A 9,927-nucleotide genomic window follows, 5' to 3' on the forward strand; every position below is an offset into this window, starting at 1 on the left:
TTTAACCTCCCACGGTAACCTGAAATCCGGCCCGTTCTGCCATTTCGCGCATCGTTGCTACATCAGCTGACGACGGCGAAGGCTCCTCTTTCATCGACCATGTTTTCCCCAGTAGGCGGTATTTCGGTTCGCCGTACTGATGAAACGGTAACAGATGGATCTGCCTGATATTCAGCGGGATCAGCACGTCCAGCGCCTGCTGCATATTCTCCCGGCTGAGCGTGAAACCGGGGATCAGCGGCAAACGCGGGATCACGTTGACACCCTCACTCACCAGCAAACGCAGATTCTCCAGCACGCGTGGCAGGTTCATCTTCACCACATCCCGCGCCAGAAGCGCGTCCATAATTTTTAAATCGTACAACACTTCATCGCACAATTTCGCCAGCGGCAACAGTCGGCTTGCTGGCGCGTCTCCGGCAGTTTCAATGGCGCATGACACGCCCCACAGCCGCAGTCGCTGTAAAAAACGGGTAGCAAACTCTGCCTGCATTAACACTTCGCCGCCAGAAAGCGTGACGCCGCCGTCGGACGTGCGAAAGAAAATGTCATCTTTCATCACTTCCTGCTCCAGCGCGTCAAGGCTGATATCGCGACCAATCCGTTCAAACGCCCCGGAGGGACATTCATCCGCATCTTGCAAACATTTCGCGCAGTGCAGACATTTCGCCTCTCTGCGCACCGTCTGAATTTTGCCGGAGATCGACTCCGGATTAGCACACCACGGGCAAAGATGCGGGCAGCCTTTAAAAAAGACCACCGTGCGGATGCCCTCGCCGTCATTTAGTGAGTAACGCTGAATATTGAAAATGCGCGCCACATCATCGCGGCGCGTTTCCACAACGTTACAACTGATGCGCTGTCCGGCGGATGATGTCATCCTGGATCTCCTTCGACAGTTCGACAAAGAAGGCGCTGTATCCGGCAACGCGCACCACCAACCCGGCATAATCTTGTGGGCGCTTTTGCGCTTCCCGCAACGTGTCGGCATTCACCACGTTAAACTGAATATGCTGCAACTTAAGCTGGGTAAATGCCCGTAAGAAGTCGGCCAGTTTGCGTAATCCCGCTTCACCTTCCAGAGTCGCCGGAGTGAATTTCACGTTCAGCAACGTACCGTTAGAAAGTAGCGTGTTATCAAGCTTACTGACTGACTTCAGCACCGCCGTTGGTCCTTGTGCGTCCTGGCCCAGCATGGGCGACAGCCCACCGTCTGCCAGTTGTTCCCCGGCAAAACGACCATCTGGCGTCGCACCAACCACCGCGCCCAACGGGACGTGTGCAGAAACAGTATATGACCCCGGCGTAAAGTAGCCGCCGCGCGGATTTTGGTACTTTTCAACCTCTTTGCAGTAATGACGCAGCAATTCGGCGCTGATGTTATCCACTTCGTCGATATCATTACCGTATTTCTCGAAGCGGTTAATTAAGCGAGCACGGATTTTTTCGCCTTCTGGCGTTGCGAAGTTCGCTTTTAATACCGTCAATAACTCATCAAAACTTAAACGCTGTTGATCAAAAACCATCCCTTTCAGGGCATGTAACGAATCGCTCAGGTTGGCGATACCAATCCCCTGCACGCCGGAGAAGTTATAACGCGCGCCGCTGTCAGTAATATCGCGGCCGTTTTCCAGGCAATCGCTGATGAACGAAGAGAGCAGCGGCACAGGTGCCCAATCACGGTGACCGATATCACAAATATTGCTGCCCTCAACCATCAGAGTGATGTAGTGGCTGATCTTGGCGCGGATCTGCTCCAGTAAACCTTCATAACTCAGCGCGGCATTGCCTTCATTCTCATGCAGGCAGATTTCCATCACTTTCAGCAGGTTAAACATCGCGATGTCATGCAAGCCATAGGTTCTGCCGGGAATAGATAATTCCACGCAACCCACTACAGAATAATCGCGCGCATCTTCCAGCGAAACGCCACGGTTGAGGAACGCAGGCACCACCACTTCATCGTTGAAGATTTGCGGAATACCCGTGCCGAGGCGAATGGTTTCTGCGGTTTTCATCAGGAACGGCGTGTCGATCAAAGCGTTAGTACGCACGCCCAGGTTCGGTTGCGGCAACTGCACGCTCTGATAGGCATCGAGGCAGAGGAACGAAAGCACGTTCACCGCGCTACGTCCGTTCTCGGTTAACCCGCCGAGCAGTGCGGTATAGCCAGTCGGGAATCCCGCAAAATAACGCGCGCTGCTGGTGGAGCGCAACAGCACGATGTCGTTGCATTTCACCCATAAAGATTCGAGCAGCTCTTTCAGGAACGCCGGTCCTTCGCCCTGGGTTAAAGATGCCTGATAGAACGGCAACATATACTGGTCGAAGCGCCCCAACGACAGCGAGCTGGCGTTAGATTCGTATTGCAGAATGATGTTCATGTACCAGAATAACTGGCACGCCTGCCAGAACGTCTGCGGCTTATGTTCGGCGTTATGGCGGGAGATCTCCGCAATAGTCAGCAGTTCTTCGCGACGCTGGGCGTCCGGGCAGTTTGCCGCCATCGTTTCGGCCAGTTCAGCGTAACGCAAAATGTGTTTCTGCGAGGCTTCCAGCAGTAACAGCGCTGCCTGATAAAAGTGATTCTCCGGCTGTTGCTGACAATGTTGCTGCATCTGCGCCACCAGCTCACCCAGTCCGTGACTCAGCAGGCGCGGGTAATCAATAATAATGTGCCCCTGGCCTTTATCCGTCTGGTTGATGCTGAAAATCTGCGTGCTGGTCGCGGCTTTTACTTCATCCGTCATCTGCCCGTTAATGAAATCTTTCATCGAACGTTTTTCCCAGTACGGGAACAACTCTTCGCGGTAGATATGTTTATCTTCTTCGCTAATAGCGAAGCGGTCCTGCGGACGTGTCGGAAACTGGTCCAACTCTTTCAGCAACCAGTAAGGGTCCATTTCCGGCGACATAATCCCGGCGCGCGGTTTCACCGTGCGGTTACCGGCAATCAGTTCTTCATCACGAATCGAAATTTCAACATGTTCAAGGATATACGCTGTTGCTTTCGCCCGACGCAATATCACCGGTTCGCCTTCGGTTTGCCGATGGCTGGCGGTATAAAGCAGCGCACGCTCCAGCGAGATTTCACGGGTATTGGCAAACAGTGCAGTTTTGAGGCGAGAGATACGATTCGTCATGAGGAACTCCTGTGGGAAAGCGACCCCGCCCTTACGGGCGGGATAAGAACTTAAGCAGTTTGCGCCAGGTGAGCTTCAATTTTGCTCATAATGGCATCAGCGCGTTTTACCGCGTCGCTGATGTTGACGCGTACGATGGTCTTGCCAGCAAAGCGCTCTTCAAACTTGATGCCGATATCTTTGGTCAGAATCACCATATCGGCGCTTGCCACGTCTTCCGCAGTCAGTTCATTTTCCAGACCAATCGACCCCTGGGTTTCCACTTTCACTTCCCAGCCTTTCGTTTTCGCGGCACTTTCCAGCGCCTCTGCTGCCATATAGGTATGGGCAACACCTGAAGGACATGCGGTTACTGCAATAATTTTCGTCATGGCTCGTTCCTCAATTAATTAATTTCAAAATCCAGATCCAGGTCGTCTTCCTTCTCATCAGTCGAAGACCCTTTTTTACGCGCCAGACTTTTCAGCACGTTCACGTAGACTGCCGTCACAACCGCCCCGACAACCACTGCTGCGATATAACCCAGCTTGCCTTCAACCACCGGCAGTACAATCAGACCACCCCAGCCTGCATAGCACTGAGCACCGACCAGCGCCGCAGTTACCGCACCACAAACAGAACCGACCATGATGGAAGGAATGACACGTAACGGATCGGCAGCGGCGAAAGGAATCGCCCCTTCAGTGACGCCAACACAGCCCATCACCAGCGCCGCTTTGCCGGTTTCGCGCTCTTCTGCGGAGAAATTTTTACGACCAATCAGCGTCGCCAGCCCCATGCCCAGCGGTGGAACACAAATCCCAACAGCGGCAATCGCCACCACGGTATAAACGCCCTGAGCAACGCAAATCAGCATGAAGGCATAGGCCACTTTGTTAACCGGGCCGCCCATATCGAACGCCAGCATCAGACCCATGATCACCGCCAGCATAACAATGCTGCCCTGCTGCATCCCCTGAAGCCACTGAGTCAGGCTGCTTGTCAGCGCTCCCACCGGCTCGCCCAGGCCCCACATCATGATGCCAGCGGTAATTAGTGTGCCGACGATCGGAATGATGAAGATTGGCATCACCGAGCGCAGAACTTTATGCACCGGAATTTTCTTCAGGTAATGCACCACGATACCGCCGATAATCCCGGCGATCAGCGCACCAAAGAAGCCCGCACCAAAGCTGTTACCGACCCAGGCACCGATAGCGCACGGAGCCAGCGCAGAACGTTCTGCAATGGAATAACCAATGTAAGCGGCGAGGAAAGGCACCATCAGCGTCAACCCTGCAACGCCGATATCAAACAGTTTTTTTAGATTCGGATCGGCTACGGCATCCGGCACTGCGCCTTTGCCATACAACATGACGGAAACCGCCAGCAAAATACCGCCCGATACCACGAAGGGAATCATGTGTGAAACGCCCGTCATTAAATGCTGACGGGTATTTTTCAGGATCTGCACCAACTCATTCATAAGCTGCTCCCAGGCTTGCGAAAGCCCATATCCATATTTTTTGATGGGAGAAACAATAGGCAATCACAGGCGGAGCAAACAGTGGATAAAAAGGCCATTTACTGGATTTTTGTAATATCAGTACAAAAATGCGATCCGCCTCATAACTTGCAATAATCTGGAATCATGCCGCGAAAGGGTATCTTGTGAGACGCGTCGCAAATTGACGGTTACATTACATTTGTCCAGCTTTTGGCAGATTTGTCACATGGCAGGCCATTGCCGTGCGCTCTTATCCTGTAAACAGAAAACCGTACCGGGAGAGAGGCAATGGCCCAGATTGTGGAATTTATTTGTGAGCTACCTAACGGCGTACATGCGCGCCCGGCAAGCCACGTTGAAACGCTGTGTAATACTTTTTCATCACAAATTGAGTGGCATAACCTGCGCACTGACCGCAAGGGCAACGCCAAAAGCGCCCTGGCGCTGATTGGCACCGATACGCTGGTGGGTGATAACTGCCAGTTACTGATTTCCGGGGCAGACGAACAGGAAGCGCACCAGCGTTTAAGCCAATGGCTGCGCGATGAATTTCCCCACTGCGACGCGCCGCTGACGGAAGTAAAATCTGACGAACTGGAGCTGCTGCCGGTTTCACTGACCAATCTGAATCCGCGTATTATCCGCGCCCGCACCGTGTGCAGCGGTAGCGCAGGCGGCATTCTGACACCGCTCTCTTCTTTAGATCTCAACGCGCTGGGTAACCTCCCCGCAGCCAAAGGCATTGACGCCGAGCAATCCGCGCTGGAAAACGGCCTGACGCTGGTGATGAAAAACATTGAGTTTCGTCTGCTGGATAGCGACGGAGCCACCAGCGCGATTCTGGAAGCTCACCGATCCCTGGCTGGCGATACTTCCCTGCGGGAACACTTACTGGCAGGCGTCAGCGCCGGATTAAGCTGTGCCGAAGCAATTGTCGCCAGCACAAATCACTTTTGTGAAGCGTTTTCCCGTTCCAGCAGCAGCTACCTGCAAGAACGTGCGCTGGACGTACGCGACGTCAGCTTCCAGTTACTCCAGCAAATCTACGGTGAGCAACGCTTCCCGGCACCGGGCAAACTGACGCAGCCCGCCATTTGTATGGCTGATGAACTGACCCCCAGCCAGTTCCTCGAACTGGATAAAAATCACCTTAAAGGTCTGTTGCTCAAAAGCGGCGGCACCACGTCACATACGGTAATTCTTGCCCGTTCGTTCAACATTCCGACGCTGGTTGGTGTGGATATTGATGCTCTTACCCCGTGGCAGCATCAGACGATTTATATCGATGGCAACGCCGGGGCGATTGTGGTTGAGCCTGGGGAAGCCGTTGCGCGCTACTATCAGCAAGAAGCCCGCGTACAGGACGCCCTGCGTGAGCAACAGCGTGTCTGGCTGACCCAACATGCCCGCACCGCTGACGGTATCCGCATTGAAATTGCCGCTAACATCGCTCACTCCATGGAAGCGCAGGCCGCATTCGGCAATGGCGCGGAAGGCGTTGGTTTGTTCCGCACTGAAATGCTCTATATGGATCGCACCAGTGCACCGGGCGAAAGCGAGCTGTACAACATTTTTTGTCAGGCGCTGGAGTCTGCCAACGGACGCAGCATTATTGTGCGCACTATGGATATTGGCGGTGACAAACCCGTTGATTATCTAAATATTCCCGCAGAAGCTAACCCGTTTCTCGGTTATCGCGCCGTGCGTATTTATGAAGAGTACGCCTCGCTGTTCACCACGCAGCTACGGTCGATCCTGCGCGCCTCCGCTCATGGCAGCCTGAAAATCATGATCCCGATGATCTCTTCAATGGAAGAGATCTTATGGGTGAAAGAAAAACTGGTGGAAGCCAAACAGCAACTGCGTAACGAACACATTCCGTTTGATGAGAAAATCCAGCTCGGCATCATGCTTGAAGTGCCATCGGTGATGTTCATCATCGATCAATGCTGCGAAGAGATTGATTTCTTTAGTATCGGCAGTAATGACCTGACGCAATATCTGTTGGCAGTGGATCGCGATAATGCCAAAGTCACCCGTCACTACAACAGCCTCAATCCGGCATTTTTGCGGGCGCTCGATTACGCCGTGCAGGCGGTGCACCGCCAGGGCAAATGGATTGGTCTGTGTGGTGAACTGGGGGCGAAAGGTTCAGTTCTGCCGCTGCTGGTTGGCCTGGGGTTGGATGAACTGAGCATGAGCGCACCGTCAATTCCGGCAGCGAAAGCGCGGATGGCGCAACTTGATAGCCGTGAGTGCCGTCAGTTGCTCAACCAGGCAATGGCCTGCCGTACTTCGCTGGAAGTGGAACACCTGCTGGCGCAATTCCGCATGACCCAACAGGACGCACCGCTGGTCACTGCCGAGTGCATCACGCTGGAAAGCGACTGGCGCAGCAAAGAAGAAGTGCTCAAAGGTATGACCGATAACCTGCTGCTGGCGGGCCGCTGCCGCTATCCGCGTAAACTGGAAGCCGACTTGTGGGCGCGCGAGGCCGTTTTCTCTACCGGTTTGGGCTTTAGTTTTGCCATTCCACACAGCAAATCAGAACACATTGAGCAATCCACCATCAGTGTAGCGCGTCTGCAAGCACCGGTGCGCTGGGGCGATGATGAAGCGCAATTCATCATTATGTTAACGTTGAACAAACACGCCGCAGGCGATCAGCATATGCGCATTTTCTCGCGCCTCGCTCGCCGCATCATGCACGAAGAATTCCGTAACGCGCTGGTTAACGCCGCCTCTGCCGACGCTATCGCCAGCCTGCTGCAACATGAACTGGAACTGTAAAAGGAAACATCATGGAACTGTATCTGGACACCGCTAACGTCGCAGAAGTCGAACGTCTGGCACGCATATTCCCGATTGCCGGGGTGACAACTAACCCGAGCATTATCGCTGCCAGCAAAGAGTCCATCTGGGAAGTGCTGCCACGTCTGCAAAAAGCGATTGGTGATGAGGGCATTCTGTTTGCTCAGACCATGAGCCGTGACGCGCAAGGGATGGTGGAAGAAGCGAAGCGCCTGCGCGACGCCATTCCGGGCCTTGTGGTGAAGATCCCGGTGACTTCCGAAGGTCTGGCAGCAATTAAAATACTGAAAAAAGAAGGTATTACTACACTTGGCACCGCTGTATATAGCGCCGCACAAGGGCTATTAGCCGCACTGGCAGGGGCAAAATACGTTGCCCCGTATGTTAACCGTGTCGACGCCCAGGGGGGGGACGGCATTCGTACCGTTCAGGAGCTGCAAGCACTGTTGGAAATGCACGCACCAGAAAGCATGGTGCTGGCTGCCAGCTTTAAAACACCGCGTCAGGCGCTGGATTGTTTGCTGGCTGGATGTGAAGCCATCACCCTACCCTTAGATGTAGCGCAACAAATGCTCAATACGCCTGCGGTAGAGTCAGCGATAGAGAAATTCGAACACGACTGGAATGCCGCCTTTGGCACTACTCATCTCTAAAGGAGCAATTATGGACCGCGTTATTCAATCACCAGGTAAATACATCCAGGGCGCAGATGTGATTAATCGTCTGGGCGAATACCTGAAGCCGCTGGCAGAACGCTGGTTAGTGGTGGGTGACAAATTTGTTTTAGGTTTTGCTCAATCCACTGTCGAGAAAAGCTTTAAAGAAGCCGGATTAGTTGTAGAAATTGCGTCATTTGGCGGTGAATGTTCGCAAAATGAAATCGACCGTCTGCGTGGCATCGCAGAGACGGCTCAGTGTGGCGCAATTATCGGTATCGGTGGAGGAAAAACCCTCGATACTGCCAAAGCACTGGCACATTTCATGGGTGTTCCGGTAGCGATCGCACCGACTATCGCCTCTACTGACGCACCGTGCAGCGCACTGTCTGTTATCTACACCGATGATGGTGAGTTTGACCGCTATCTGCTGTTGCCAAATAACCCGAATATGGTCATTGTCGACACCAAAATCGTTGCTGGCGCACCTGCACGTCTGTTAGCGGCGGGTATCGGCGATGCACTGGCAACCTGGTTTGAAGCGCGTGCCTGCTCTCGTAGCGGCGCGACCACTATGGCGGGCGGCAAGTGTACCCAGGCGGCTCTTGCGCTGGCTGAACTGTGCTACAACACTCTGCTGGAAGAAGGCGAAAAAGCGATGCTTGCCGCTGAACAGCATGTAGTGACTCCGGCGCTGGAGCGCGTGATTGAAGCGAATACCTATTTGAGTGGCGTGGGCTTTGAAAGCGGTGGTCTGGCGGCGGCGCACGCGGTGCATAACGGCCTGACCGCTATTCCAGATGCGCATCACTATTATCACGGTGAAAAAGTGGCATTCGGTACGCTGACGCAGCTGGTTCTGGAAAATGCGCCGGTGGAGGAAATCGAAACCGTAGCTGCGCTTAGCCATGCGGTAGGTTTGCCAATAACTCTCGCTCAACTGGATATTAAAGAAGATGTCCCGGCGAAAATGCGAATTGTGGCAGAAGCGGCATGTGCAGAAGGTGAAACTATCCACAACATGCCTGGCGGCGCAACACCAGATGAAGTATATGCCGCGCTGCTGGTAGCCGATCAGTACGGTCAGCGTTTCCTGCAAGAGTGGGAATAACCTACGCCAAACTCCCGGCTTGTCCGGGAGTTTCAGATTGTTGACAACGTGCGCGTTGTTCATGCCGGATGCGGCGTGAACGCCTTATCCGGCCTACAAAAACATGCAGTTTCAATAGATTGCAGAGATTACGTAGGCCTGATAAGCGCAGCGCATCAGGCAATTTTGCATTTGTCATCATTCTCAGGCCGAACCCTGCCTCAGATTGTTGACAACGTGCGCGTTGTTCATGCCGGATGCGGCGTGAACGCCTTATCCGGCCTACAAAACCATACAATTTCAATAGATTGTAGAGATTACGTAGGCCTGATAAGCGCAGCGCATCAGGCAATTTTGCGTTTGTCATCATTCTCAGGCGGCTCATATTGTTGACAACGCGCGCGTTGTTCATGCCGGATGCGGCGTGAACGCCTTATCCGGCCTACAAAAACATACAATTTCAATAGATTGCAGAGATTATGTAGGCCTGATAAGCGCAGCGCATCAGGCAATTTTGCATTTGTCATCATTCTCAGGCGGCTCATATTGTTGACAACGTGCGCTTTGTTCATGCCGGATGCGGCGTGAACGCCTTATCCGGCCTACAAAACCATACAATTTCAATAGATTGCAGAGATTACGTAGGCCTGATAAGCGTAGCGCATCAGGCAATTTTGCATTTGTCATCATTCTCAGGCGGCTCATATTGTTGACAACGTGCGCTTTGTTCATGCCGGATGC

At 53.4% G+C, this 9,927-nt stretch carries 9 protein-coding genes; 3 read left to right on the forward strand and 6 right to left on the reverse strand.

Translation table 11 applies throughout. The features are described 5' to 3' along the window. Position 1: 1 nt before the first annotated feature. The 4 genes from A7090_RS18185 to A7090_RS18200 are packed head-to-tail and all read right to left on the reverse strand — an operon-like array spanning position 2 to position 4,608. Positions 2 to 880: a [formate-C-acetyltransferase]-activating enzyme gene (locus tag A7090_RS18185; RefSeq protein WP_105275072.1), complete on the reverse strand. Its 879-nt coding sequence runs from the start codon at positions 878 to 880 to the stop codon at positions 2 to 4. Further along, a complete protein-coding gene (locus tag A7090_RS18190) occupies positions 846 to 3,143 on the reverse strand; it encodes a formate C-acetyltransferase (protein ID WP_105275073.1) in 2,298 nt (765 codons plus the stop codon). Before A7090_RS18190 ends, A7090_RS18185 begins: the two co-directional genes overlap by 35 nt. A 50-nt stretch (positions 3,144 to 3,193) precedes the next feature. Then, complete coding sequence (locus tag A7090_RS18195; RefSeq protein WP_105275074.1) at positions 3,194 to 3,514, reverse strand: PTS fructose-like transporter subunit IIB; 321 nt, start codon at positions 3,512 to 3,514, stop codon at positions 3,194 to 3,196. Between the two features lie 14 nt (positions 3,515 to 3,528). After that, positions 3,529 to 4,608, reverse strand: coding sequence for a PTS fructose transporter subunit EIIC (locus tag A7090_RS18200; RefSeq protein ID WP_105275075.1), 1,080 nt, complete (start codon positions 4,606 to 4,608; stop codon positions 3,529 to 3,531). A gap of 309 nt (positions 4,609 to 4,917) precedes the next feature. Between A7090_RS18200 and ptsP the strand changes: the two genes are divergently transcribed. The 3 genes from ptsP to gldA are packed head-to-tail and all read left to right on the forward strand — an operon-like array spanning position 4,918 to position 9,207. Then, entirely contained in the window at positions 4,918 to 7,419 is a 2,502-nt protein-coding gene (gene ptsP, locus A7090_RS18205; RefSeq protein WP_105275076.1) for a phosphoenolpyruvate--protein phosphotransferase, read from the forward strand. Positions 7,420 to 7,430: 11 nt separating this feature from the next. Next, complete coding sequence (gene fsa / locus A7090_RS18210) at positions 7,431 to 8,093, forward strand: fructose-6-phosphate aldolase (protein ID WP_105275077.1); 663 nt, start codon at positions 7,431 to 7,433, stop codon at positions 8,091 to 8,093. A gap of 10 nt (positions 8,094 to 8,103) precedes the next feature. Then, entirely contained in the window at positions 8,104 to 9,207 is a 1,104-nt protein-coding gene (gldA, locus tag A7090_RS18215) for a bifunctional L-1,2-propanediol dehydrogenase/glycerol dehydrogenase (protein ID WP_105275078.1), read from the forward strand. A gap of 1 nt (position 9,208) precedes the next feature. Here the strand turns inward: gldA and A7090_RS26025 are convergent, their stop codons facing one another. Next, a complete protein-coding gene (locus A7090_RS26025; RefSeq protein ID WP_157941478.1) occupies positions 9,209 to 9,598 on the reverse strand; it encodes a hypothetical protein in 390 nt (129 codons plus the stop codon). A 92-nt stretch (positions 9,599 to 9,690) separates the two neighbouring features. Continuing rightward, positions 9,691 to 9,927 (reverse strand): hypothetical protein (locus A7090_RS26305; protein ID WP_206748396.1); only part of this gene is annotated, 237 nt, incomplete at its 5' end.

It is taken from the genome of Escherichia sp. MOD1-EC7003 (genome assembly GCF_002965065.1).
Lineage (GTDB): Bacteria > Pseudomonadota > Gammaproteobacteria > Enterobacterales > Enterobacteriaceae > Escherichia.